The 23,756-nt window shown below is 67.4% G+C and carries 20 protein-coding genes; 8 read left to right on the top strand and 12 right to left on the bottom strand.

The window, feature by feature from the left end:
- Window positions 1–43: 43 nt before the first annotated feature.
- Window positions 44–1,084, bottom strand: coding sequence for a hypothetical protein (locus BDO18943_RS11740; protein WP_175022429.1), 1,041 nt, complete (start codon window positions 1,082–1,084; stop codon window positions 44–46).
- A gap of 375 nt (window positions 1,085–1,459) precedes the next feature.
- Between BDO18943_RS11740 and BDO18943_RS11735 the strand changes: the two genes are divergently transcribed.
- The 3 genes from BDO18943_RS11735 to mctP all read left to right on the top strand — a co-directional run bounded on the left by BDO18943_RS11735 (window position 1,460) and on the right by mctP (window position 4,365).
- Window positions 1,460–2,377 (top strand): class I SAM-dependent methyltransferase, encoded by a 918-nt coding sequence (locus tag BDO18943_RS11735; protein ID WP_175022428.1) that lies wholly within the window; start codon window positions 1,460–1,462, stop codon window positions 2,375–2,377.
- Between the two features lie 198 nt (window positions 2,378–2,575).
- Window positions 2,576–2,818 (top strand): DUF3311 domain-containing protein, encoded by a 243-nt coding sequence (locus BDO18943_RS11730; protein ID WP_175022427.1) that lies wholly within the window; start codon window positions 2,576–2,578, stop codon window positions 2,816–2,818.
- A complete protein-coding gene (mctP, locus tag BDO18943_RS11725) occupies window positions 2,815–4,365 on the top strand; it encodes a monocarboxylate uptake permease MctP (RefSeq protein WP_043189048.1) in 1,551 nt (516 codons plus the stop codon). The genes BDO18943_RS11730 and mctP overlap by 4 nt, the downstream gene beginning before the upstream one ends.
- A gap of 67 nt (window positions 4,366–4,432) precedes the next feature.
- On the opposite strand, the gene BDO18943_RS11720 is transcribed toward mctP, so the two are convergent.
- The 5 genes from BDO18943_RS11720 to BDO18943_RS11700 all read right to left on the bottom strand — a co-directional run bounded on the left by BDO18943_RS11720 (window position 4,433) and on the right by BDO18943_RS11700 (window position 9,563).
- Window positions 4,433–4,888 carry a VOC family protein gene (locus tag BDO18943_RS11720; protein ID WP_089450997.1) on the bottom strand — a complete coding sequence of 152 codons (456 nt, stop codon included), beginning with the start codon at window positions 4,886–4,888 and terminating at the stop codon, window positions 4,433–4,435.
- Between the two features lie 240 nt (window positions 4,889–5,128).
- Window positions 5,129–6,082, bottom strand: coding sequence for a transaldolase (tal, locus tag BDO18943_RS11715; protein ID WP_043189043.1), 954 nt, complete (start codon window positions 6,080–6,082; stop codon window positions 5,129–5,131).
- Between the two features lie 168 nt (window positions 6,083–6,250).
- Window positions 6,251–7,462: a benzoate/H(+) symporter BenE family transporter gene (locus BDO18943_RS11710; RefSeq protein WP_175022426.1), complete on the bottom strand. Its 1,212-nt coding sequence runs from the start codon at window positions 7,460–7,462 to the stop codon at window positions 6,251–6,253.
- A 54-nt stretch (window positions 7,463–7,516) separates the two neighbouring features.
- Window positions 7,517–8,692, bottom strand: coding sequence for a vWA domain-containing protein (locus tag BDO18943_RS11705; protein WP_175022425.1), 1,176 nt, complete (start codon window positions 8,690–8,692; stop codon window positions 7,517–7,519).
- 28 nt (window positions 8,693–8,720) lie between these two features.
- Window positions 8,721–9,563: an AAA family ATPase gene (locus tag BDO18943_RS11700; protein WP_043189037.1), complete on the bottom strand. Its 843-nt coding sequence runs from the start codon at window positions 9,561–9,563 to the stop codon at window positions 8,721–8,723.
- Between the two features lie 245 nt (window positions 9,564–9,808).
- Here BDO18943_RS11700 and BDO18943_RS11695 point away from each other — a divergent pair, with 245 nt between their 5' ends.
- Both BDO18943_RS11695 and BDO18943_RS11690 read left to right on the top strand, forming a co-directional pair.
- A complete protein-coding gene (locus BDO18943_RS11695) occupies window positions 9,809–10,168 on the top strand; it encodes a c-type cytochrome (protein WP_043189035.1) in 360 nt (119 codons plus the stop codon).
- Between the two features lie 39 nt (window positions 10,169–10,207).
- Window positions 10,208–10,567 carry a c-type cytochrome gene (locus BDO18943_RS11690; protein ID WP_011352792.1) on the top strand — a complete coding sequence of 120 codons (360 nt, stop codon included), beginning with the start codon at window positions 10,208–10,210 and terminating at the stop codon, window positions 10,565–10,567.
- A gap of 99 nt (window positions 10,568–10,666) precedes the next feature.
- Here BDO18943_RS11690 and BDO18943_RS11685 read toward each other — a convergent pair whose 3' ends face one another.
- Window positions 10,667–11,101: a DUF1841 family protein gene (locus BDO18943_RS11685; protein WP_175022424.1), complete on the bottom strand. Its 435-nt coding sequence runs from the start codon at window positions 11,099–11,101 to the stop codon at window positions 10,667–10,669.
- A 244-nt stretch (window positions 11,102–11,345) separates the two neighbouring features.
- Here BDO18943_RS11685 and BDO18943_RS11680 point away from each other — a divergent pair, with 244 nt between their 5' ends.
- On the top strand, window positions 11,346–12,275 hold the full coding sequence (locus tag BDO18943_RS11680) for a DMT family transporter (RefSeq protein WP_175022423.1): 930 nt from the start codon (window positions 11,346–11,348) through the stop codon (window positions 12,273–12,275).
- Window positions 12,276–12,425: 150 nt separating this feature from the next.
- Here BDO18943_RS11680 and nth read toward each other — a convergent pair whose 3' ends face one another.
- Both nth and rsxB read right to left on the bottom strand, forming a co-directional pair.
- Window positions 12,426–13,070: an endonuclease III gene (nth, locus tag BDO18943_RS11675; protein WP_011352789.1), complete on the bottom strand. Its 645-nt coding sequence runs from the start codon at window positions 13,068–13,070 to the stop codon at window positions 12,426–12,428.
- On the bottom strand, window positions 13,067–13,975 hold the full coding sequence (rsxB, locus tag BDO18943_RS11670; RefSeq protein ID WP_407649804.1) for an electron transport complex subunit RsxB: 909 nt from the start codon (window positions 13,973–13,975) through the stop codon (window positions 13,067–13,069). The genes nth and rsxB overlap by 4 nt, the downstream gene beginning before the upstream one ends.
- A 251-nt stretch (window positions 13,976–14,226) precedes the next feature.
- On the opposite strand from rsxB, the gene BDO18943_RS11665 reads away from it, so the two are divergent.
- Complete coding sequence (locus BDO18943_RS11665; RefSeq protein ID WP_175022421.1) at window positions 14,227–14,859, top strand: TetR family transcriptional regulator; 633 nt, start codon at window positions 14,227–14,229, stop codon at window positions 14,857–14,859.
- An 88-nt stretch (window positions 14,860–14,947) separates the two neighbouring features.
- Here the strand turns inward: BDO18943_RS11665 and BDO18943_RS11660 are convergent, their stop codons facing one another.
- Both BDO18943_RS11660 and BDO18943_RS11655 read right to left on the bottom strand, forming a co-directional pair.
- Entirely contained in the window at window positions 14,948–16,429 is a 1,482-nt protein-coding gene (locus BDO18943_RS11660; protein WP_043189018.1) for a polyhydroxyalkanoate depolymerase, read from the bottom strand.
- Window positions 16,430–16,641: 212 nt separating this feature from the next.
- Entirely contained in the window at window positions 16,642–18,471 is a 1,830-nt protein-coding gene (locus BDO18943_RS11655; protein WP_043189016.1) for a glycoside hydrolase family 15 protein, read from the bottom strand.
- A gap of 166 nt (window positions 18,472–18,637) precedes the next feature.
- On the opposite strand from BDO18943_RS11655, the gene BDO18943_RS11650 reads away from it, so the two are divergent.
- Window positions 18,638–19,882, top strand: coding sequence for a lactonase family protein (locus BDO18943_RS11650; protein ID WP_175022420.1), 1,245 nt, complete (start codon window positions 18,638–18,640; stop codon window positions 19,880–19,882).
- A gap of 97 nt (window positions 19,883–19,979) precedes the next feature.
- Here the strand turns inward: BDO18943_RS11650 and BDO18943_RS11645 are convergent.
- On the bottom strand, window positions 19,980–23,756 hold a 3,777-nt coding region (locus BDO18943_RS11645; protein WP_235995953.1), incomplete at its 5' end, for a DNA translocase FtsK.

Genomic DNA, 23,756 nt, shown 5'->3' with positions numbered 1-23,756 from the left:
GCCGTTTGCATCGACGCCCGCGCGCCCGGAACACGACGCTGCGTCAGAACGTGATCGCGGCCTTCACGGACTGGACCGCCGCGCCGTTCAACAGGATGTAGAAGTTCTGCGGCGCCGTGCTGCCGGCGGGCGCGATCGCGAGCGTCGTGCCGTCGCGGATCACGGTCCCGATGTCGATCTGCCCGTTGTTCTGATAGAAGACCCGGTACTCTGTCGTCGGCGCATTGAGTGCCGCGTTGGCGACCCATGCACGGACGCCCGCGAGCGTGACGATCTGGCCGTCGCTCAGATTGTAGGTCTTGTTGTCGGCCGTGCTCGTGTACGGAAAGAAAGTTTCCAGCGTCGATGCCGTCGTGCTGCACGGCGTCGGGGTCGTGCCGGTCGTCTGCGGTGCGGCGCAGTCGCCGGTCAGCACCGTGTCGCCAACCACCTGGCGCGTGACCTTCAGGTAGGCGGCGCCCGATTGCCACGTCGCCTGCTTGTTGTACAGCGACGTGCCGTTGATCGTGTTCGTGATGGCGCCGAGCGCGCTGTCGTCGAACAGTTCGGCTGGCGAGCCGGCGATCGCGCCGGACAGCGGCACGATCGTGTAGTTCGTGCCGAGAACCGTCATCGCGGCGGTATGACCGTCGGCGGCGAGGTCCGTCAGCTGCACGTTCGCGCCGCTGTAGCTGACCTGTTCCTGCGTGCTCGTCACGACAGCGCCGTTGACGACATAACGCTGGTCGGCCAGCGTCGGCACGGGCAGCGACGCAGAGACCGACGACAGGCCTTTCGTCAACAGCTGAGGTCCGCCGGACGGACTTTGCGTGAGGCTTTGATCTTCCGCATAGAAATAGCTGCCCTGACCGATGCTCACCGATCCGCTGCTCGACGTGGAGATCGACAGTTGCGCGTGCAGGTAGTGCAGCCCGCCATTGGCGGCCAGCGCGAAGCTTTCGTAGTTCTGCTGGGCGGCGCTGAGGTTGCTGGCGGGCGTACTCGATGCGTTGCTGTCGCCGCCGCCACCGCATGCGGCGAGCAGCAGGGTGCTGGTCAAGGCGGCTGCGTAGCCGGCGTGTGCCAGACGTGCTTTCTGTGTCATGAGGTCTCTCATTTTTGTTTGTAATCCGTAATATTTAAAGCGCTGCGGCACGTGGCCGACGCGGGAGCATAGCGTGTCGCGGGCGCAGCGACGAGCGACAGGCGGGTCGTTTGAGGCGGCCGCCGGCATGCGCTGATTACGGAATATTTCCGGAGCGGTGCGAACCGGTCCGTACGTTGGCGTGACGAACGGTGCGTGCGAAGGAATCGGCCCGGCGGCGAGGCTTTTTTCGCACCATCGAGCAGCGCGATTCCGACGAAGTGGCACGACGGCAATGGCACCGACGAGCCGGACGCGTGTCCGTCCGCCGGCGGAATCCCCGCCAATGCTATCCTCTCGTCCGCTAAAACCAGCTTCACCCAGCGAGATTCACACATGACCCGACTGATCAAGCGCGCGTCCGCCGAGGCGCGCGCGTCCAAGCGCAGCAAGCCGTCCGCCTACAACGGCTCCGAAAAACTCCAGCCGCCGCGCCTGAAGCGCCGCCCGGAAATCGACGAACACGACGACGTGCCGGTGCTCGAAGCGCCGCGCAAGCCGCGCTTCGCGCCCGTCACGTTCTCGGAAGAGGGCGGCGTGCGCTTCCTGCACTTCGGCACCGAATGGGTGCAGGGCGCGATGCGGATCTCGAAGCCGCTGCATATCGAGCTCGAATACGCGCAGCAGATGATGGCGTGGCTGCTGTTCCTCGAAACGCCCGAGCGGATCGTCCAGCTCGGGCTCGGCACCGGCGCGCTGACCAAGTTCTCGCACCGTTTCCTGCCGCACGCGAAGGTCGAGGCCGTCGAGCTGAACCCGGCCGTGATCGTCGCTGCGCGCACGATGTTCGCGCTGCCGCCCGACGACGCACGTCTCGCCGTGCACGAAGCCGACGCATGGGATTTCGTCAACGATCCGGCCAACCGCGGCACGACGGGCGCGATCCAGATCGACCTGTACGACGCGACCGCGCGCGGCCCCGTGCTCGACAGCGTCGCGTTCTACCGCGCGGTGCGCGGCTGCCTCGCCGATGCGGGCATCGCGACCATCAACCTGTTCGGCGATCATCCGAGCTTCGTGCGCAACATGAAGCACCTGAACGCGGCGTTCGATCACCGCGTGATCGCGCTGCCCGAAGTGCACGACGGCAACCGGATCGCGATCGCGTTCTCGGGCCCCGCGCTCGACGTGTCGTTCGCGCAGCTCGACGCACGTGCGAAGCTGATCGAGGACACGCTGAAGCTGCCCGCACGCAAGTGGGTGAAAGCTTTGAAAGAAACGACCGGCGCACGCGACACCGTGTTCGCGATCTGACGTTTCATGCACCGGCGGCATGCCGGTGCAACCGCACGACAAGGGGCGGATCACCTCGGGTTCGCCCCCGCTTGACCGCGTGCCCGCGGCTCCTATACTGGCGCGAAGCCAGGGGAGCCGCAGCCTACCCGTTTTGCGCTCCTCTCGGCGCCGTACCCGCTCAACAAGATCGATAACCGGGAAAGATGAGGAGACGTCATGGCTCACGATGCCGACGCCAACCGGGCCGCCAAGCGCTGGCTCTGGCTGCTGGTCCTGCCGCTGATCGCGATGGTGTGGGTACCGTCGTACAGCAAGATCGAACCGCAATGGTTCGGTTTTCCGTTCTTCTACTGGTACCAGCTGCTGTGGGTCTTCATTAGCGCGGTGATCACCGCGTTCGTCTATTTCAAGACCAAGAACGCGTGGAAGGCGAGCGGTTCGCAGGGAGATGCGCGATGAATCTCGGCGCAACCTTCGTCTTCGTCCTGCTGTTCATCGGCGTCACGATCATCGGTTTCCTGGCCGCGAACTGGCGGCGCGGCGATCTCGCCCATCTCGATGAATGGGGCCTCGGCGGACGCCGCTTCGGCACGATCGTCACGTGGTTCCTGCTCGGCGGCGACCTCTACACGGCTTACACGTTCGTCGCGGTCCCCGCGCTCGTGTTCGGTGCCGGCGCGATGGGGTTCTTCGCGCTGCCTTATACGATCCTGATCTATCCGTTCGCGTTCGTCGTGTTCCCGAAGCTGTGGAGCATCGCGAAGCGGCACGGCTATGTGACGGCCGCCGACTTCGTCAATGCGCGCTACGGTAGCCGGATGCTCGCGCTCGCGATCGCGGTGACGGGCATCCTCGCGACGATGCCGTACATCGCGCTGCAGCTCGTCGGCATCGAAGTGGTGATCGGCGCGCTCGGCTTCGACACGACCGGCTTCGTCGGCGACCTGCCGCTGATCATCGCGTTCGCGATCCTCGCCGCGTACACGTACACGTCGGGGCTGCGCGCGCCGGCGATGATCGCGATCGTCAAGGACATCCTGATCTACATCACGATCGCCGCGGCGGTCATCGTGATCCCGGCGAAGCTCGGCGGCTTCGGGCACATCTTCGCGAGCGTGCCGCCCGCGAAGCTGCTGCTGAAGGCGCCCGACGCGATGAGCCTGAATGGCTACAGCGCGTATGCGACGCTCGCGATCGGCTCGGCGCTTGCGCTGTTCCTGTATCCGCACTCCGTGACGGCCATCCTGTCGTCGTCGTCCGGCAACTCGATCCGCCGCAACATGGCGATGCTGCCCGCATACTCGTTCGTGCTCGGCCTGCTCGCGCTGCTCGGCTACATGGCGCTCGCGTCGGGCGTAAAGGACATGCCGCAGTACGCGCCGTACTTCAAGGCATTCGGCCCGAACTTCGCGGTGCCCGCGCTGTTCCTCGAGTATTTCCCGTCGTGGTTCGTGGGCGTCGCGTTCGCGGCGATCGGCATCGGCGCGCTGGTGCCGGCGGCCATCATGTCGATCGCGGCCGCGAACCTGTACACGCGCAACATTCACCGCGAGTTCGTGAACCGCAACATGTCGCACGACCAGGAAACGCACGTCGCGAAGCTCGTGTCGCTGATCGTGAAGGTCGGCGCGGTCGCGTTCATCCTCGGGCTGCCGCTGACTTACGCGATCCAGCTGCAGCTGCTCGGCGGGATCTGGATCATCCAGACACTGCCCGCGATCGTGCTCGGCCTGTACACGCGCATGCTCGACCATCGCGGCCTGCTGGCCGGCTGGGCCGCCGGCATCGTGTGCGGCACGTGGATGGCGATCTCGCTGAAGCTGGCCGGATCGATCTTCACGATCCACCTGTTCGGTCTGGCGATTCCCGGCTACGCGGCCGTGTGGTCGCTGATCGTGAACCTGGTGGTGGCGGTGGTGGTGAGCGTGCTGGTGCGCGTGATGGGCATGGCGCATGCGGAGGACCGCACGCGGCCGGAGGACTATTTCGACGTCGTCGAGGGCTGACGCGGATCGCGTGGCCGCGCAATAAAAAAGCCCGCCACCGGCAAGGTGGCGGGCTTTGTCTTTCGTGTCATCCCTGCGCGCGTTTCGCGAGGTCCTCGCGTTGCGACAGGTCTTCGACGTTGACCATCCAGTGCACGCCGAAACGATCCTTCGCCATCCCGAAGCCGAGCGCCCAGAACGTCTTGCCGAACGGCATCGTCACTTCGCCGCCGTCGGCGAGCGCATTGAACAGCTTCTGGCCCTCTTCGACCGTCGCCGGATTCAGCGACAGCGAATAGCCGGCGTGCATGCCGCCGCCGGGCTGGCTGCAGTCGCCGTCCGAGCACATGATCATCGAGTCGCCGATCGTGAAGCTCGCGTGCATTACCTTGTCGCCCATCTCCGGCGTCAGCGGGTAATCGGGATTCGGCGGCGCGTCCTTGAAGTGCATCTTGAACATCGTCTTCGCACCGAGTGCCTTTTCGTAGAACTGAAGGGCTTCGTCGGCGCGACCGTAGAACGTCAGGTACGGTTGAACTTGCATCGCTGTCTCCTGTAATGGGCCGGCCTGCGCATCCGCGCGGGTTCGGCACCGTGCAAGACTGACTGGGAAAGGGGGCATCGGGAGGCGGCCGGCGCACCCGTGACGTGGATTGTAGTGCGCGTGCTTGACGATGGAATGAAAAATAAAAACGGCCGCGAACATGACGTTCGCGGCCGTGTGCGGCGTGCGTGCTGACGGCTGTTGTCAATGTTGCTGACAGCCGCTGACGCGTGTGGCGGCTCAGCGCAGCGAGTCGATCAGCTTCTCGAGCTTCACCGCATCTGCGGCGAATACGCGGATGCCTTCAGCGAGCTTTTCGGTCGCCATCGCGTCGTCGTTCAGCTGGAAGCGGAACGCTGCCTCGTCGATTGCGACGCGCGCGGCCGGCTTGTCCTGCAGCGCTTCCGGCGACAGCTTGCGCGTGACCGTGTCGTTGCTGTCCTGCAGCTTCTGCAGCAAATCGGGACTGATCGTCAGCAGGTCGCAGCCGGCGAGTTCGGTGATCTGGCTGGTCGTGCGGAAGCTCGCGCCCATCACTTCGGTCGTGTAGCCGAACGTCTTGTAGTACGTGTAGATGCGGCGCACCGACTGCACGCCCGGATCGTTCGCGCCACCATCCTTTTCTTCATTCCACTCTGCGCCGGCCTGCTTCTTGTACCAGTCGTAGATCCGGCCGACGAACGGCGAGATCAGCTGCGCGCCGGCTTCCGCGCATGCAGCGGCCTGCACGAGCGAGAAAAGCAGGGTCATGTTGCACTTGATCCCTTCCTTCTGCAGCACTTCGGCCGCGCGGATGCCTTCCCACGTCGACGCGAGCTTGATCAGGATGCGCTCGCGGCCGATGCCGGCGGCCTCGTACAGCTTGATGAGCTCGCGGCCCTTGTCGATCGAGCGCTGCGTGTCGAACGACAGGCGCGCGTCGACCTCGGTCGACACGCGGCCCGGGATCAGCTTCAGGATCTCGGTGCCGAATGCGATCAGCAGGCGGTCGATGATGAAATCGGTGCTTTCGTTGCGATGATCGCGGACGGTTTTCTCGAGGATCGGCTTGTACGCATCCTTCTGGACGGCCTTCAGGATCAGCGACGGGTTCGTGGTCGCGTCCCGCGGCTGGTATTGCGCAAGCTGCTGGAAATCGCCCGTGTCGGCGACGACGGTCGTGTACTGCTTCAGCTGGTCGAGTGCGGTAGTCATGGCGATTCGGAAGAAGGGCGCAAGGCGCCGGGTTCTCACGGGCCGCGCGAGCGCGGCGGCGAAGCGAAGCGGCGCCGGGCGCCGCCTCCGATCCGCTATTCTAGGCCCGATTCGTGTCGGGCACGTTCTGGCGTGTCCGATGGCCGCAGCGGCGGGCGCCGCGCCGCGTCACGCCGGGCGACGCGCGTTCAGGATCACCTGCGTGACGATCCCCGCGACGAGCCCCCAGAACGCCGAGCCGATCGACAGCAGCGTGAGGCCCGATGCGGTGACCATGAACGTGACGAGCGCGGCCTCGCGCTGCTTCACGTCCTGCATCGCGTTCGCGAGCCCGCTCATGATCGAGCCGAACAGCGCGAGCGCGGCGACCGACACGACGAGCGCTTTCGGCAGCGCCGCGAACAGCGCGGCGATGGTCGCGCCGAAGATCCCCGCGATCAGGTAGAACGTGCCGCACCACACGGCGGCCGTGTAGCGCTTCGTGCGATCCTCGTGCGCTTCCGGGCCCGTGCAGATCGCGGCCGTGATCGCCGCGAGGTTGACGCCGTGCGAGCCGAACGGCGCGAGCAGCAGCGACGCGAGGCCGGTGGTCGCGATCAGCGGCGACGACGGGGTCTGATAACCGTCCGCGCGCAGTACCGCGATGCCCGGCACGTTCTGCGACGCCATCGCGACGACGAACAGCGGAATGCCGATGCTGACGATCGCCGCGATCGAGAAGGCCGGCATCGTGAACACGGGTTGCGCGAACGCGATATGAAAGCCGCTGAAGTCGAGCAGGCCGAGACCGCCGGCGACCGCCGTGCCGACGATCAGCGTCGTCACGATCGCATAGCGCGGCGCGAGCCGCTTGACGATCAGGTACGTGAAGAACATCGCGAGTACGAGTGCGGTCTGGAACTGCGCGGCGCGGAAGATCTCGATGCCGATCTCGAACAGGATGCCCGCGAGCAGCGCGGCGGCGATGCCGGCCGGAATCTTGCGCATCAGCGTGTCGAACAGCCCGCTCACGCCGACGGCCGTCAGCAGCACCGCGCAGACGACGAACGCACCGATCGCCTCGGGGTAGGGCACGCCGGGCAGCGACGCGATCAGCAGCGCGGCGCCGGGCGTCGACCATGCGACGACGACGGGCGCGCGAAAGCGCAGCGACAGGCCGATCGTCGTCAGCGCCATGCCGATCGACAGCGCCCAGATCCACGACGAGATCTGCGCATCGGTGAGGTGGGCGGCGCGGCCGGCCTGGAACATCAGCACGAGCGAGCTCGTATAGCCCGTCATCATCGCGACGAAGCCGGCGACGAGTGCCGAGACGGAGGTATCGGCAAAAAAACGGCGGCCGCCGGCGCGGCTGGCGCTCGCGGTGGGCGAGGGGTTCATGCTATCTCCGGGAGAGGCCGCTCGGACGCGGCCTTCGTGTCTTGGTGGGTGTCGTTACTTGCTGAGTGCGCGCATCGCGGTTTCGAGGCCCGCGAGCGTGAGCGGATACATGCGATGGCCGAGCAGGTCGCGGATCACCGCGACCGACTGCCGGTATTCCCATAGCCGCTCGGGCTCCGGGTTCAGCCATGCATGATGGGGGAACTGGTCGGCGAGGCGGCGCAGCCACACGGCGCCGGCTTCCGGGTTGTTGTATTCGACCGAGCCGCCGGGCTGCAGCACTTCGTACGGGCTCATCGTCGCGTCGCCGACGAAGATCAGCTTGTAGTCGGGCGTGAACTTGTGCAGCACGTCCCACGTCGCGGTGCGTTCCGAGTGGCGGCGGCGGTTGTTCTTCCACAGGTGGTCGTACACGCAGTTGTGGAAGTAGAAGAATTCCAGGTGCTTGAACTCGGCCTTCGCGGCCGAGAACAGCTCTTCGGTGCGCTTGATGTGGTCGTCCATCGAGCCGCCGACATCGAGCAGCATCAGCACCTTCACGTTGTTGTGGCGCTCGGGCACCATCCGCAGGTCGAGCCAGCCCGCGTTCGCGGCAGTGCTGCGGATCGTGCCGGGCAGGTCGAGCTCCTCGGCGGCGCCTTCGCGCGCGAAGCGGCGCAGCCGTCGCAGCGCGACCTTGATGTTGCGCGTGCCGATCTCGACGGAATCGTCGTAGTCGCGATACGCGCGCGCCTCCCACACCTTCACCGCGGTGCGGTTGCCATTCGACGGGCCGCCGATGCGCACGCCTTCCGGGTTGTAGCCGCCGTGCCCGAACGGCGACGTGCCGCCGGTGCCGATCCACTTGTTGCCGCCTTCGTGGCGTTCCTTCTGCTCGTCGAGCAGTTCCTTCAGGCGCTCCATCAGCTTGTCGAGCCCGCCCATCGCCTCGATCTGCGCCTTCTCCTCCGGCGACAGCTCGCGCTCGAGGCGCTTTTCGAGCCAGTCGAGCGGAATGTCGAATGCTTCGGACGGCAGGGACGACACGCCGTGGAAATACGCGCCGAACGCCTGGTCGAACTTGTCGAAGTACTGCTCGTCCTTGACGAGTGTCATCCGCGCGAGGAAGTAGAACGCGTCGATCGACGGCGAGATCAGCCCGGCCTTCAGCGATTCGAGCAGCGTCAGGTATTCCTTCACCGAGACGGGCAGCTTGGCTGCGCGCAGCGCGTAGAAGAAATTGAGCAACATGGCCGGGCCTTCGCGGATGGGGGGAGGATTACCGGTTGTGCCGGTTCATGTAGACGAGCCGTTCGAGCAGGCTCAGGTCCTGCTCGTTCTTCAGCAGCGCGCCCGCGAGCGGCGGCACGATCTGCTTCGCGTCCACGCCGCGCAGCGCGTCGGCCGGGATGTTCTCGGCGAGCAGCAGCTTCAGCCAGTCGAGCAGCTCGGACGTCGACGGCTTCTTCTTCAGGCCCGACACGCCGCGCAACTCGAAGAAACTCTCGAGCGCCGCGCGCAGCAGCTCCTCGCGGATGTCCGGGAAATGAACCGCGACGATCTTCTGCATCGTCGCGGGGTCGGGAAACTGGATGTAGTGGAAGAAGCAGCGGCGCAGGAACGCGTCGGGCAGTTCCTTCTCGTTGTTCGACGTGATGATGACGAGCGGGCGGTGCTTCGCGCGCACCGTTTCGCGCGTCTCGTACACGTGGAATTCCATCCGGTCGAGCTCGCGCAGCAGGTCGTTCGGGAATTCGATGTCGGCCTTGTCGATCTCGTCGATCAGCAGCACGGTCGGGCGCTCGGCGTCGAACGCCTGCCACAGCACGCCCTTGACGATGTAGTTCGAGATGTCCTTCACGCGCTCGTCGCCGAGCTGGGAGTCGCGCAGCCGCGACACGGCGTCGTATTCGTACAGGCCCTGCTGCGCTTTCGTGGTCGACTTGATGTGCCACTGCAGCAGCGGCATCTCGAGGGCCGCCGCGACTTCCTCGGCGAGCATGGTCTTGCCGGTGCCGGGCTCGCCCTTGATCAGCAGCGGGCGTTGCAGCGTCAGCGCGGCATTGACCGCGAGCTTCAGATCGTCGGTGGCGACGTAGTGCGAGGACCCTTCGAAACGCATGGCGGCGCTCTTCTCAATCGGGAAAAAAACCCAGTATAAGTCAGAAGGGCTGTGCGGTTGGGCCGCGCCCGCGTATCGTTGCGGGACTGCGGCGGGGCGAAGCGGGGCGCCTTATGGACGCGTTCCCCGCCGACGCGGTACAATCTGGCCGTTTTTTTTGGCCTGCGTGGCGATCCAATAAGCAAAACGGCGCGGGCCGTTGCCGCTTTGGCGCCAGTTTCCCCTCAAGCTAGGTTACAAGAGCTATGAACAAATTCGTCGGCAAACACGTCGTTGTCGCAGCGCTCGTGGCGCTCGCGGGCAGCGCGCAGGCGGCCGGTGTGGTCGGCAACCCGAAGGACGGGGCGAGCAAGGCCGCCATGTGCATCGGTTGCCACGGCATCCAGGACTACCGCGCGGCGTACCCGGAGGTCTACCGGGTGCCTGTCCTCGGCGGCCAGAACCAGCAATACCTCGAGAACGCGCTGAAGGCCTACCGCAAGAAGGATCGTCACTTCCCGTCGATGAATGCGATCGCCGGTTCGCTGACGGACCAGGACATCGCGGATCTGTCGGCGTACTACGCCGCCCAGAAGGCCGACTCGAAGGACAACCCCTACAAGTAAGCGCGCGCCGCCGATCTCTCCGGCGGGACAGGAGCATTCATGAACAACGCATTCAAGACGGCGGCGGTTGCACTGGCGGCCGGCCTCGCGATCGGTACCGCGCACGCGGCGGACACCACGAAGGGCAAGGAACTGGTCGAATCGCACAACTGCGCGGCCTGCCACGGCGCGCAGATGAACAAGCCGATCAACGCCGAATATCCGCGCCTCGCCGGCCAGCATGCCGACTACCTCGTGTGGGCGATGCGCCAGTACCAGATGGGCCTGACGAATCCGCTGCTCGGTCGCAACAACGCGATCATGCAGGCACAGGTGCAGAGCCTGTCGGTCAGCGACATGAAGGACATCGCGGCCTACATCGAGTCGCTGAAAGAAACCGATCTCGTGTTCAAGAAGTAAGCGCGACGGGCCCGACGGGCTCGCGCAGCAAAAATACCCCGCCTCTGCGGGGTATTTTTTTGTCCGCGATCCGGCGCCCGTGGGCCGGTGCCGCGGCGCTCAGTCGCGCGATGCGCGGCGCAGGATGCGCTGCAGATACGCGTCGGTATCGGGCGGCGTGCCGGTGCGCTGCGCTTCCCAGATCGTCTCGCCGAGGCATTCCATGATCGAATGCTGTGCTTCGTGGGCCGAGTCGAGCTTTGCCGCCAGCTTGTCGTGCGCGGCGCGGATGCCGGGCGGCTGGTCGATCGACAGCTGCTCGCTGATCGCGAGGTGCATCGACAGGTGCAGGAACGGGTTCGTGCGGCCTTCCTCGGGCGTGTACTCGCGCGCGGTCGCGCCATCGGCGTCGGCGAGGTCGTCGTGGTATTCGGGATGCTCGACGATCCAGTCGGCTGCGATCGCTTCCAGCGGCGTCAGGATCTCGCCGGCGCGCTGCTTGCGCCAGGTCTCGGTGAAAAAGCGACGCACATCGTCGCGGCTTGGATTGAACATGGTGGGGAAACGTCGTGATTCGGACGGCGTGATGCCGCGTCGCGCATTGTACGCCGGGTCGGCGGACGGTGCTGGCGGCGGGCGCGGAGCGGGGTGTGCGGCCGGCAGTGGCGGTCGCCCGCGGGCCGGTTGTTGGCGCCCGCCACCGGCGCCGGGGAACGGGTAAGCGCGGGCTAGGCTCGCTGCCGCCGCGCCGTTACACTGCGACGATTTCCGTCGCCACGCCGTTCGCGCCCGTTCCGTCATGACCGCCACCGCCCGCCCGTCGTCCACCGCCCTGCAGGGCACGCTCTACGTCGCGATGTCCGCCGCCGCGTTCGGCGCGATGGCGATCTTCGGCCGCTACGCGTATGCGGCCGGTGTCGATGTGCTCGGGCTGCTGATCGTGCGCTTCGCGATCGGCGGCGCGGTGCTTGCCGCGATCGCACGGCATCGCCGCGTCGCGTGGCCGCGCGGGCGCGCGCTCGCGCCGCTCGTGGCGATGGGCGCGCTCGGCTACGTCGGGCAGTCGTTCTGCTATTTCAGCGCGCTGCAACACGCGCAGGCGAGCCTCGTCGCGCTGCTGCTGTACCTGTATCCGGCCTTCGTCACGCTGCTGGCCGCGTGGTGGCTCGGCGAGCGCCTCACGCGCGCGAAGGCCGTCGCGCTCGTGCTGTGCATCGCGGGTTCGGCGCTGATGGTCGGCGGCGGGCATGGCGAGCCGCTCGGGATCGCGCTCGCGCTGGCCGCCGCAGTGATCTATTCGCTGTACATCGTCGGCGGCACGAAGGCGACGCGCGGCGTCGATCCGCTCGCGACTACCGCGATCATCTGCCTGTCGGCGACCGCGACGCTCGTGGCGATCGCCGTCGTGCGGACCGCGGCGTTCGGTGCGCCGCCGCGCTGGCCCGCGACGGCCGGAGGCTGGGCGTCGATGCTCGCGATCGCGCTCGTGTCGACGGTCGCCGCGATGCTCGCGTTCTTTGCCGGGCTCGAACGGCTCGGGGCCGCACGCACGTCGATGCTGTCGACGCTCGAACCGGTCGTGACGGTCGCGCTCGCGGCGCTGCTGTTCGGCGAAGCGCTGTCGCCGCTGCAGTGGGCGGGCGGGGGCGCGATCCTTGCGGCCGTGCTGGCGCTGGTACGCGCGGGCGGTGCGGCGGCCGACGATGCGACTGCGACGTCCAACGCGTAGTCGCGAAGGGGGAAAGCGGGGCGGCGGCGCGGGTGACTACGCGCGGTCGCGGCTGCGGCTTGCAGGCGGAACCACGCCCGATAGGGTGTGCATCGAGTGTCCGGCCGCATGGCGCCGGGCGGTCTGCGACACGTCAGCCGCAGTTGCGCATCACTCGTTCGGCGGCGGCGTCTTCGGCCTGAATTCGCACAGCGGCTCGATCACGCAGTGCCAGCATTCGGGCTTGCGGGCCTTGCACACGTAGCGCCCGTGCAGGATCAGCCAGTGGTGCGCGTCCTGCAGGAATTCCTTCGGCGTGAACTTCTCGAGCGCGGCCTCGACGGCCCGCACGTCCTTGCCCGGCGCGAGCCCCGTGCGGTTCGCGACGCGGAAGATATGCGTGTCAACCGCGATCGTCGGCTGGCCGAACGCGGTGTTCAGCACGACGTTCGCGGTCTTGCGGCCGACGCCCGGCAGCCCTTCGAGCGCTTCGCGATCGGCCGGCACCTCGCCGTCGTAGCGGTCGAGCAGGATCCGGCATGTCGCGACCACGTTCTTCGCCTTGGTCCGGTACAGGCCGATCGTCTTGATGTACTCGGTGACGCCTTCTTCCCCGAGTGCGACGATTTGTCGCGGGGTGTTTGCGACCGGAAACATCTTCCGCATCGCCTTGTTGACCGATACGTCGGTCGCCTGCGCGGACAGCATCACGGCGATCAGCAACTCGAACGGCGTCGAGTATTCGAGCTCGGTGGTCGGATGCGGATTGAGGCTCTGCAGCGTTTCGTAGATCGCGCGTCGTTTGCTGGCGTTCATGGAGCGTTCTGGTCGGGCGGTGCGGACGGGCCGCCGGGGCCGTCGTTGCCTGCGTCGTTCTCTTCGTCGTTGCCGCTCGCGGCCGCCGCTTTGGCGTCGCGTTGGGCCTGCTGTTCGGCGAGCCGTTGGCGGCGCGCCTCGGCCGCGTCGATCTGCGCCTGGACGGCTGCGCTCACGCCTTCGGTGTTCTTCGGCCCGGCGCCTTGCCCGGACAGTTCTTCCTTCTTCTTGCGTGCGCGTTCGAGCGCGGCGGCGATGATCGCGCGCTTCTTCGCTTCGGCGTCGTCTGCGGCCGGTGCGGCGGCCGGCATGGCGGAGGGCGTTTCCGCTGGTGCCGCAGCCGGCTTCGCGGCACTGGCCGCGCGGCGTGCGGCCGCGCGCGCTTCGGCGGCCTCGCGTTCGCGGCGCTGGCGCGCAAGCCGCAGGTCATGGTGCGCGCGGGCGGCGTCGGCCTGTTCCTGCGACCACGCGTCCCAGCCGGTGCGATCGCCGGTCACCGGCAGCATCGCGATGCAGTCGACCGGGCAGGGGGGCACGCACAGGTCGCAGCCGGTGCACAGCGACTCGATGATCGTGTGCATCTGCTTCGGCGCGCCGATGATCGCATCGACCGGGCACGCCTGCATGCATAGCGTGCAGCCGATGCACAGGCTTTCGTCGATGAAGGCGACCGCGCGCGGATGCTCGCTGCCGTTGACGGGGTTCAGCGGAATCACGGGTTTGCCGAGCAGGTTCGACAGGCGCGCGATGCCCTCGGCGCCGCCGGGCGGGCACTGGTTGTAGTTCGCGTCGCCGGCGGCGATTGCCTCGGCGTACGGGCGGCAGCCGTTATAGCCGCACTTCGTGCATTGCGTCTGGGGAAGCAGATCTTCGATGCGATCCGCGAGTGTTTTGGAGTCGGTCACGGTGACAACGGGCGCAGCGGCGCCGAATGGCTCGCGGCCACGTCGGGCGCGGCCGGAAAGGTTTGCCAAAGCTTGATTATCGCCGATTTCCCGCATTGCGCTGGACGCCGTCTGTGCGCATAATCGAACCGCTTTTTTGCAGGGGCTCAGCAGGAGGGCGGCCGCCCACGGCGCGCCCGTTCCAGGGCGGCCGGCGCCGAGGCGGTGGGGGTGCCGGTCCGGATCACGCGGCTCACATAGCAAAACGCCACATGAATCAGCCAAAAATCAAAAGAGATCCTGAAGGTACGCGCCGCCGCATCCTGATGGCGGCAGCCGAAGAGTTCGCGAGTGGAGGGCTGTTCGGCGCACGCGTCGACCAGATCGCGCGCCGGGCCGAAACCAACGAGCGCATGCTCTATTACTACTTCGGCAGCAAGGAGCAACTGTTCACGGCCGTGCTCGAACACGCGTTCTCCGCGCTGACCGAGGCCGAGCGCGAGCTCGATCTCGACGGCGTCGCGCCGGTCGAAGCCGTCACGCGGCTCGCGCATTTCGTTTGGGACTACTACCGCGACCATCCGGAGCTGCTCAGGCTCATCAACAACGAGAACCTGCACGAAGCGCGCTACCTGCACAAGTCGACGCGGATCCGCGAGATGATGTCGCCGATTGTCGCGAAGCTCGGCAACGTGCTGATGCGTGGCCAGAAGGCCGGGCTGTTCCGTACCGATGTCGATCCGCTGCGCTTCTACGTGACGCTGTCGGGGCTCGGCTACTACATCGTGTCGAACCGCTTCACGCTCGCCGCGACGCTCGGCCGTGACTTCACCGACACCGACGAGCGCGCCGAGATGGTCCGGATGAATACCGAGGTGCTGCTCGCGTATCTGTTGCGGCGCTGATGGGCTGACCGGGCCGTAGCGGCCGCCGGATGTAAAAACGCCGCCGTGCGCAGGCAACGGCGGCGTTTTTTCGTCGGAACGCGGTGCGTCAGGCGGCCTTGCGCGTGCGCACGGTCTTGGCGCGCGGGCTGCCGGCGGCGGCGCGTTTCGCGGCCGGTGCGGCCTTGGCGGGAACCGGTGCGGCGGCCTTGGCCGGCGCCTTCGCGCGCGTGCGCTTCGCCGCGGTGGCGCGCGTCGTTTCGGCTGGCGCGTCGCCGGCCGGCACGGCCGAGAGTGTCGTGGCCGCCGGTGCCTCCGGGACATCCTTCGTCGCGCCGTGCTTCGGCTCCGGCGCATGCTCGCGGATGAAGTCGCGCAGTTGCGGATAGATGATCGTGCGCCAGCGGCGGCCCGAGAAAATCCCGTAGTGGCCGCACTTCTCGGCGGTCAGGCTGCGGCGATCATCCTGCGGGATGCCCGTGCACAGTTCGTGCGCGACGTGCGTCTGGCCGCTGCCGGAGATGTCGTCGAGCTCGCCCTCGATCGTCATCAGCGCGGTGCGCTTGATGTCCTGCGGACGCACGCGCTCGCCTTCGACATCCCACGTGCCTTCGGCCAGCCGGAACTCCTGGAACACGACGCGGATCGTCTCGAGGTAATACTCGGCGGCCATGTCGAGCACCGCGTTGTATTCGTCGTAGAAGCGGCGGTGCGCTTCGGCGTCGTCCTCGTCGCCGCGCAGCAGGCTCTGGTAGAAATCCCAGTGCGATTGCGCGTGCCGCTCCGGGTTCATCGCGACGAAGCCCGTGTGCTGCAGGAAGCCCGGATACACCTGGCGGCCTTCGCCCGGATAGTTCGCCGGCACCGTGTGGATCACGTTGTTCTCGAACCACGCGGTCGAGTGCTGCGTCGCGAGCGAGTTCACCGACGTCGGGCTGCGGCGCGCGTCGATCGGGCCGCCCATCATCGTCATCGTGAGCGGCGTGTCCTCGCCGCGGCTCGCCATCAGCGAGATCGCCGCGAGCACCGGTACCGTCGGCTGGCATACCGAGATTACGTGCAGGTTGCGCGCGCCGATATGGCGGATGAATTCCTGGATGTACGCGATGTAGTCGTGCAGGTGGAACGGGCCAGTCTCGACCGGCACCATCCGCGCGTCGATCCAGTCGGTGATGTACACCTTGTGATCCTGCAGCAGCGTGCGCACGGTGTCGCGCAGCAGCGTCGAGTGGTGGCCCGACAGCGGCGCGCAGACCAGCACGACCGGCTCGTCCTTCAACTGCGTGACGGCATCGGCGTCGTCCGAATAGCGCTTGAAGCGCAGCAGCCGGCAGAACGGCTTCTCGACGATCGTCTGCTCGACGATCGGGATGTTGTGGCCGTCCTTGACGATCTGATGAATGTTGAATTCGGGCTTCTCGTAATCCTTGCCGAGCCGGTACATCAGTTCGTACGCGGCGGCCATCCGCGTCGCGCCGGGCATCAGCGAGAACGGGCTGGACGGATTGGCGAACGACTTGGACGCGGCCTGGGCCCAGGCCGTCAGCGGGCTCAGCATGGCGCGCTGGAATTCGTGCAGTTGGTAAAGCATGCAGACTACTCCCGCGTGGGGGACGGTGCGCAAGGGCGGCGTGGGGCGTCGCGGCGTGCCGTGTGGGTCAGCGGCCGGCCATGTTGCACTGCGGCCGGACAATCGCGTCGATCATATCGGACAACGATGGGTGGTGCAATGCAACATTTCCCCGATTTTTCATCAAAGTTTTGCGATTTGACGTTCTCTGACCAAGCCGCCCGCGCCCCCGTTCAGCGCCCCGTGGCGACGGCCGGCGCGGGCTGGCCGGCTGCGCGTGCCATTGCATCTTCGTGGTGCATCAGGTTCATCGCGGTATGCACGAGCGCCACGTGGGAGAACGCCTGCGGGAAGTTGCCGACGAGCCGCCCGGCCACCGGGTCGTACTCCTCCGCGAGCAGTCCGAGGTCGTTCGACAGCGCGAGCAGCCGGCTGAACAGGCGGTGCGCATCGTCGATCCGGCCGAGCAGCGCATAGTTGTCGACCAGCCAGAAGCTGCAAGCGAGAAACGTGCCTTCGCCGGGCGGCAGGCCGTCGTCATAGTCGGTCGTGCGGTAGCGCATCACGAGCCCGTCGTGCAGCAATTCGCGCTCGATCGCTTCGACCGTGCCGACGATGCGCGAATCTTCCGGCGGCAGGAAGCCGAGCAGCGGCATCAGCAGCACGCTCGCGTCGAGCTCGTCGCTGCCGTAGCTCTGCGCGAACGCCTGCTTGCCTTCGTGCCACGCGTTGTTGCATACGTCGGCGTGGATCTGCTCGCGCAGCGCGCGCCAGCGGTCGAGCGAGCCGGGCAGCCGGAACATTTCCGCCGACTTGATCGCGCGGTCGAACGCGACCCACGCCATCACCTTCGAGAACGTGAAATGGAGGCGGCCGCCGCGCGTTTCCCAGATGCCTTCGTCGGGTTCCTGCCAGATCTTCTCGAGATGGTCGAGCAGCGCGCACTGCACCGACCAGACTGTGTCGTCGGCTTGCAGGCCGCCCACCCGCGCGAGGTGCAGCGCCGCCATCACCTCGCCGAACACGTCGAGCTGGAGCTGGTTCGCGGCGCCGTTGCCGACCCGCACCGGCTTCGAGTCCTGATAGCCGGGCAGCCAGTCGAGTTCCATTTCCGGCAGCCGGCGTTCGCCGGCGATCCCGTACATGATCTGGATCTGCTCGGGCGAGCCGGCCATCACGCGGCCGAGCCACGTGCGCCACGCGCGCGCCTCGTCGTAGTAGCCGCCGCGCATCAGCGCGAGCAGCGTGATCGTCGCGTCGCGCAGCCAGCAGTAGCGGTAGTCCCAGTTGCGGTTGCCGCCGATCTTCTCGGGCAGCGACGTGGTCGGCGCGGCGACGATGCCGCCGGTCGGCTCGTACGCGAGCGCCTTCAGCGTGATCAGCGAGCGGCGCACGGCGGCCGCATAGCGGCCCTGCACCTGGCAGCGGCCCGACCATTCGAGCCAGTAGTTCTCGGTGCGCGCGAGCATCGACAGCGGGTCGCGCGCGGGCGGCAGCCGCAGGTGCGACGCCGCATAGCTGAGCGAGAACGGCACGCGCTCGTCGGCGCTCACCGTGAATTCCGCGAGCGTATGGAGGTTTTCGCCGGTGAGCGGCACCGGGGTGCGCAGCACGACGGTGTCGGGGCCCGCGATCGCCTTCATGCCGTCCTCGCGGGTCAGCTGCGTGACCCACGGGATCGAGAAGCCGTAGTCGAAGCGCAACACGAGCTCCATGCGCATCTTCATCGTGCCGTGGCGGCCGACCACGATCCGCACCAGTTCGGACCAGCCGTTGCCGGGCGGCATGAAGTCGATCACGGTGACGGCGCCGTCGGCGCTTTCGTAGTCGGTTTCGAGAATCAGCGTGTCGCCGCGATAGCGGCGCGTCGTGTGCGTGATCGCGGCGTCGGCGGCCGGCGCGAGCAGCCAGCGGCCGTGCTCGGGCGTGCCGAGAAGCGCCGCGAAGCAGGCGCCCGAATCGAAGCGGGGCCAGCACAGCCAGTCGACGGAGCCGTCTTTGGCGATCAGCGCGGCCGTGTGGCCGTCGCCGACGAGGGCGTAGTCTTCGATCAGGGCGGGCATGGGCAGGCGATCCTTGGGTATTCGAGTTCACAATGCGGACGGCGGTGGCCAGGGCTTCACGCCTTGGCACCGCGCCCCGTATACTCGGCCGGGCGGCGGAGCGCATGAACGGCCGGCGTTTCGTCCTATCTCAACACTTGAAGCGACTCGATGCAAGGAGGATTCAATGCCCAACCGTTTACGCGAGCGTGACGCACGCGCTTCGACACGAGGGTTCCCGCTTAGGCTCGCTCACTGGATGAAAGGTTTCGCGATCGTGCTCTCCTTGTCCGCGACCCACGCATTTGCGCAGCAATCACCCGCCCCGGCCGACGGCGTCTACAACCTGCTCGTCGGCACCTACACGGGCGGCGGCAGCGACGGGATCTATGTGTACCGCTTCGATACGAAATCCGGCAGCGTGGCGCCGGTGTCGTCGGCGAAGACCGTGAATCCGTCCTACCTGTTGCCGAGCCGCGACGGCCGCACCGTCTACGCGGTCAACGAACTGCCCGGCGACGACGGGCCGGCGACGCAGCGCGGCGGCGTCAGCGCATTCCGCTTCGACGCGAAGACGGGCGCGCTGAGCTTCATCGACCGCGTGTCGTCGGAAGGGAACGATCCTTGCTATCTCGCGCTGTCGCCGGACGGCAAGTACCTCGTGACCGCCAACTACTCGGTCGCGAAGGATCCGGGCGGCAGCTTCGCGGTGTTTCCGCTGCGCGACGACGGCGCGGTCGGCCAGTCCGTGCTGACCGTGCACCATGAAGGCACCGGTCCCGTGAAGGGCCGCCAGGACGGCGCGCACGTGCATTCGACGGTGTTTTCGCCGGATGGCCGTTACCTGTTCGTGCAGGATCTCGGCGCGGACAAGATCTACGGCTACCGCTACACGGTGGACGGCAGCCGCGGGCTGATCAGCCCGACCGACACCCGCTACACGCCGGTGAAGGCGGGCTCGGGCCCGCGTCACATGGTGTTCAGCGCCGACGGCCGGTACGTGTACGTGACGAGTGAGCTCAACGCGTCGGTCGAGGTGTTCGGCTACCACGACGGCAAGCTGACGCCGGTCGAGACCGTGTCGATGACGGCGCCGGGCTTCAAGGGCAAGGTCGGCGGCGGCGCGATCCATCTGTCGCCGGACGGCCGCTTCCTGTACGTGAGCAACCGCGGCGACGCGAACGACCTCGTGATCTACGCGGTGAACCAGGCCGACGGCCGGTTGAAGCAGGTCGGCCGCCAGTCGAGCCTCGGCAAGACGCCGCGCGAGTTCCTGATCGATCCGACCGGCAAGTGGCTGATCGTCGGCAACCAGGACAGCGATACGTTCTACGTGTTCAGCCGCAATGTCGAAACGGGGCAGCTCGGCCCGAATCCGCAGAAGGTGGCGGTCGGCAAGCCGGTCGACTTCAAGCTGGTGCCGGTGCAGTAAATGAAAAAGGGCGCTGCCGATGCAGCGCCCTTCGTTTTTCAGGGGCCGCCGGTTTCCCGGTGCACCCCTGTCGGTTGCCGGCGGCCAGCCGCCGCGCTCAGTCGGCCGCGGCCGGCACGAGCACCTCGCGGCTGCCGTTGATGCCCATCGGCGACACGAGCCCGGCCGCTTCCATCTGCTCGACGAGGCGTGCGGCGCGGTTGTAGCCGATGCGCAACTGCCGCTGCACCGACGAGATCGACGCGCGCCGCGTGCGCACGACGAACGCGACGGCTTCGTCGTACAGCGGATCGGCTTCCGCGTCCGGCGCTTCGCCGAACAGGTCCTGCGTTGCGCCGTCGGCGGCCGGGCCGTCGAGGATCCCTTCCTCGTACTGCGGCTCGCCGAACTGCTTCAGGTACTCGACGATCCGGTGCACTTCCTCGTCGGCGACGAACGCGCCGTGCACGCGCTGCGGATAACCGGTGCCCGGCGGCAGGAACAGCATGTCGCCCATCCCGAGCAGCGATTCCGCGCCCATCTGGTCGAGAATCGTGCGCGAGTCGATCTTCGACGACACCTGGAACGCGACGCGCGTCGGGATGTTCGCCTTGATCAGGCCGGTGATCACGTCGACCGACGGACGCTGCGTCGCGAGGATCAGGTGGATGCCGGCCGCGCGCGCCTTCTGCGCGAGGCGCGCGATCAGCTCTTCGATCTTCTTGCCGGCGACCATCATCAGGTCGGCCAGCTCGTCGATCACGACGACGATCAGCGGCAGCGTCGACAGCGGCTCGGGATCCTCGGGCGTCAGCGAGAACGGGTTGCCGATCTTCTTTTCCTTCGCTTCGGCGTCGCGGATCTTCTGGTTGAAGCCCGCGAGGTTGCGCACGCCGACGGCCGACATCAGCCGGTAGCGCTTCTCCATCTCGCCGACGCACCAGTTCAGCGCATTCGCCGCGAGCTTCATGTCGGTGACGACCGGTGCGAGCAGGTGCGGGATGCCTTCGTAGACCGACAGCTCCAGCATCTTCGGGTCGATCATGATCAGCCGCACGTCCTCGGGTGTCGCCTTGTACAGCAGCGACAGGATCATCGCGTTGATCGCGACCGACTTGCCCGAGCCCGTCGTGCCCGCGACCAGCATGTGCGGCGCCTTCGCGAGATCGGTGACGACCGGGTGGCCGGTGATGTCCTTGCCCATCGCGATCGTCAGCTGCGAGGCCGAGTGCTGGTACTGGCGCGATTCGAGGATTTCCGACAGGCGGATCATCTGGCGCTTCGCGTTCGGCAGTTCGAGGCCCATGCAGGTCTTGCCGGGAATCGTCTCGACGACACGGATCGACGTGAGGCCGAGGCCGCGCGACAGGTCCTTCATCAGCCCGACGATCTGGCTGCCGCGCACGCCGAGCGCGGGTTCGATCTCGAAGCGCGTGATCACGGGGCCGGCCGACGCGCCGACCACCGTCACCGGCACCTTGAATTCCTGCAGCCGCTGTTCGATCACCTGCGCCGTCTGCGCGAGGTGTTCTTCGGTGATCGTTTCGATGTCGCCGGATGCGGGTTCGAGCAGGTCGAGCGTCGGCAGTTCGACGTTGAACGACGCGGGCGCGTGGAATTCGAACGCGTTCGGGCGCGGCTGGCGAGCGGGGGTGTCGGGGGGCGGCGGCGATGCGGCTTCGATCGGCGCGGCCGGTTCGGTCGCCGCGGCGGTGGCTGCTTCGGCCGGCGGGGCAACGGGGATCGCCGGTGCGGACAAATTATTCGCGCCGGGGAGTGTCGCGGCGGGTTGCGGCGGTGCCACGGTCGATGCGGCTGCCGGTGTTGCGGCGACATTCGACACGGACCAGCTGGCCGGCGACGAGGCCGGGGCGGGTTGGGGGGCGAACGTCGTGGCTCCGATTGCTACGGGGACGGAAGCGATCGACGGAGCCTGTGTCGCGGCGGTTGCGCCGAACGACATCAGCGAGCCGGCCGGCGTGACGGGCGAGCCGGCGATCGGTTGCGCCGGAGTGGCCGCGGCCGTGGCCGTGGCGATCGGTGCGACTGCGCCGGAGGGACTAAATGTGCCGAATGTCGTACCCGTCGACGAGGTTGCCGGGCTGACCGGAGGTGTCGGGGCAGGGGCGGAAGACGGTGCAGTGATCGAGTCGGACGCGACATTTACGGGCGTCGCGGTGCCGATTGCCGACGAGGCAACCGGTGCGGGCGCCGGTGCGTTCGAACCGGATGTCGAAGCCGACGGGCCGACCGTCGACGGCGTCACGGTGGGCGCAACGTTCGGTGCGGGTGTCGATGCGCGGGAGAGCGAACCGTAAACCGTGCCCGTCTCGCTGATCGGCGCAACAGATGCAACGGTCGATGCCGAAGCGGCGGGCTGCGAAAGCGAAGCCGACGCAGCGCCGGTCACACCGATCGGGGATGCCGGCGTGACGGATGCAACGGTCGATGCCGACGCGGCGGGCTGCGAAAGCGCAGCCGACGCAGCGCCGGTCATGCCGATGGGAGATGCCGGCGTGACGGTTGCAACGGTCGATGCCGAAGCGGCGGGCTGCGAAAGCGCAGCCGACGCAGCGCCGGTCATGCCATTCGATGAAGCGGCAGCGGTGACCGGCGCAACGGGCGATGCTGGTGCTTGCGCGGTCGAACCGTGGGTGGTGCCAACGAGCGGCGACGCAGCCGTTGCCGAAGCCGTTTGCGCGGCGGCAAACGGTTGAGCGGCGACCGGAGATTTCGGCAATTCAGCGGCAACGGGCGGATTCGTCGTGGCAGGTTGTGCCGTCGACGGCGTCCACGTCCATGCCGCTGTCGGGGCGGCGCCCTGAGCGACTCCCGACGGCCGTGCCGCAGATTCCACGGTGTCCGGCTTGGCGGCTTCCGGTGCGGCCGGTGTCGGCGCTGCCGCAAACGGCCTGGCTTCGGTGCTTGCGCGCGACGGCGTTTCGGCGATCGGCGAAGAGGGGAGGGCCGCGAACGGTGCGATGTTCCCGGCGGGCTTCACGTCGGCGATGCCCTGCGGCACGCGGGCCGATGCCGTGCGATCGATTGCGGGAGCCGGTTGCGCCGTGTCCTCGTCGTCGGTATCGAACGATGCCGACGGGTCGCTTGCGGCGATGTCGTGAACCGCCTCGGTCGAGGGTTGTGCGGCGGGAGCATGAGCCGCTTCCGATCCCGTCGTGTCCGTCGATGATTCGGCGACCGGATTCCAGCCCGATGCGTCGAACGCGGAAGCCGGCTGGATGGCGAGATCTTCCCACGGCGCGAGGTCGATGGGTGCGTCGAACGACGGCGCGGGCGTGATTCCCGATGCCGGCGCGGCGGGCGCATCGTCGGCGAATCGGATCGCATCGTCGGCGCGATCCGGGAACGCGGCATCGTCGATGCCGGTATCCGGCAGCGCGTGCGGTGCCGTAGCGTCGAACGTCACGGCGCCTGCATCGCTAACCGGTGCATGGACAGCGGGCGCTGCCGGCATGAACGCGTCGAGCACGATCGGTGCGTTGTCGTCGTACGCCGGCGCCGCATCGTGTGCGAGCGGAACAGGGGCGTCATGCGCCGCGAGGCCGTGGGTCGCGGACGCGATCCCGGTCGGCACGGCCGCTGCTGCTGGCGCTGCCATGCCGGCTGCTGCCGCAGCCACACCAGCCACGGTTGCGGCTGCCGCCGTCGCGTGCCCTGCGTCGGCCGACGGCGCACTGCCCAGCGTCGCCCACTGTGCGGTGCTGGCCTCGATCGAGCGCAGCGTGTCGTGCACGCTCGGCGCCGGCGTGATCGCCGCGGCGGGTCTTTCCGTCCAGGCATAGAGCGGCGCGCGCGCCGGCGTTGGCGGCGCCGGGCGACGTCGTGCCGCATCCGACGGCAGGCCGGCCGAACCGGCTCCTGCGGCGGGGCGCAC

Source organism: Burkholderia aenigmatica (genome assembly GCF_902499175.1).
Lineage (GTDB): Bacteria > Pseudomonadota > Gammaproteobacteria > Burkholderiales > Burkholderiaceae > Burkholderia > Burkholderia aenigmatica.
Note: the sequence above shows the minus strand (reverse complement) of the source record. Positions and strands in the feature narration are given on the sequence as shown.

Coding starts and splice junctions, on each gene's coding strand:
- BDO18943_RS11740 (WP_175022429.1), bottom strand. CDS start 1,084: ATGACACAGAAAGCACGTCTGGCACACGCCGGCTACGCAGCCGCCTTG.
- BDO18943_RS11680 (WP_175022423.1), top strand. CDS start 11,346: ATGACCGCCACCGCCCGCCCGTCGTCCACCGCCCTGCAGGGCACGCTC.
- BDO18943_RS11735 (WP_175022428.1), top strand. CDS start 1,460: ATGACCCGACTGATCAAGCGCGCGTCCGCCGAGGCGCGCGCGTCCAAG.
- BDO18943_RS11650 (WP_175022420.1), top strand. CDS start 18,638: ATGCCCAACCGTTTACGCGAGCGTGACGCACGCGCTTCGACACGAGGG.
- BDO18943_RS11695 (WP_043189035.1), top strand. CDS start 9,809: ATGAACAAATTCGTCGGCAAACACGTCGTTGTCGCAGCGCTCGTGGCG.
- BDO18943_RS11705 (WP_175022425.1), bottom strand. CDS start 8,692: ATGTTGCTCAATTTCTTCTACGCGCTGCGCGCAGCCAAGCTGCCCGTC.
- nth (WP_011352789.1), bottom strand. CDS start 13,070: ATGAACGCCAGCAAACGACGCGCGATCTACGAAACGCTGCAGAGCCTC.
- BDO18943_RS11690 (WP_011352792.1), top strand. CDS start 10,208: ATGAACAACGCATTCAAGACGGCGGCGGTTGCACTGGCGGCCGGCCTC.
- mctP (WP_043189048.1), top strand. CDS start 2,815: ATGAATCTCGGCGCAACCTTCGTCTTCGTCCTGCTGTTCATCGGCGTC.
- BDO18943_RS11700 (WP_043189037.1), bottom strand. CDS start 9,563: ATGCGTTTCGAAGGGTCCTCGCACTACGTCGCCACCGACGATCTGAAG.
- tal (WP_043189043.1), bottom strand. CDS start 6,082: ATGACTACCGCACTCGACCAGCTGAAGCAGTACACGACCGTCGTCGCC.
- BDO18943_RS11660 (WP_043189018.1), bottom strand. CDS start 16,429: ATGCTTTACCAACTGCACGAATTCCAGCGCGCCATGCTGAGCCCGCTG.
- BDO18943_RS11720 (WP_089450997.1), bottom strand. CDS start 4,888: ATGCAAGTTCAACCGTACCTGACGTTCTACGGTCGCGCCGACGAAGCC.
- BDO18943_RS11665 (WP_175022421.1), top strand. CDS start 14,227: ATGAATCAGCCAAAAATCAAAAGAGATCCTGAAGGTACGCGCCGCCGC.
- BDO18943_RS11655 (WP_043189016.1), bottom strand. CDS start 18,471: ATGCCCGCCCTGATCGAAGACTACGCCCTCGTCGGCGACGGCCACACG.
- BDO18943_RS11710 (WP_175022426.1), bottom strand. CDS start 7,462: ATGAACCCCTCGCCCACCGCGAGCGCCAGCCGCGCCGGCGGCCGCCGT.
- BDO18943_RS11685 (WP_175022424.1), bottom strand. CDS start 11,101: ATGTTCAATCCAAGCCGCGACGATGTGCGTCGCTTTTTCACCGAGACC.
- BDO18943_RS11730 (WP_175022427.1), top strand. CDS start 2,576: ATGGCTCACGATGCCGACGCCAACCGGGCCGCCAAGCGCTGGCTCTGG.